At 31.5% G+C, this 473-nt stretch carries 1 protein-coding gene; it reads left to right on the top strand.

Annotation, left to right across the window (positions count from 1 at the left end; all coding sequences use genetic code 11):
- On the top strand, positions 1-461 hold a 461-nt coding region (locus J5M67_RS28255), incomplete at its 5' end, for a hypothetical protein (RefSeq protein ID WP_207888651.1).
- Positions 462-473: the final 12 nt, after the last annotated feature.

Genomic DNA, 473 nt, shown 5'->3' with positions numbered 1-473 from the left:
GCCCAAAAACAAAAACTAATAAAAAATTAGATAAGAAGAACATTTTTGATGATGATGACGATGATGAAGATAAAAAAGATAGTGAAAGTGACAAAGAAGATGAAGATGAAAAGAACAAAAGTGAAAATGAATCAGATTCAGATTCAGATTTTAATAGTCCATCTAAAAAGAAAAATGCAATTTTGTCAGATTCAGAAGTTGAACGAAGTCCAGCAAATTCTGACAATGAAAGGTCTGAAAAAGAAGAAATGGAACATTCAGAAGATGAAAGGAATTCTCCAAGAGAACGCAAAGATAATGATTCTGAAAAAGACAATGATTCTAGCGATGAGCATATGTCTGAAGCTGAAAGTCGTGATGGTGGTTCTGATGTTGAGATCAAACAAAAAAGTGATTCAGATTCTGATGAAAATGCTGATGATGAAAAAATGGAACAACAAAATTCTGACGATTCTGATTGAACATATTAACAT

The organism is Pseudomonas sp. 30_B, assembly GCF_017491605.1.
Taxonomy (GTDB): Bacteria; Pseudomonadota; Gammaproteobacteria; order Pseudomonadales; family Pseudomonadaceae; genus Pseudomonas.
This window is presented reverse-complemented; position numbering and strand designations above follow the sequence as displayed.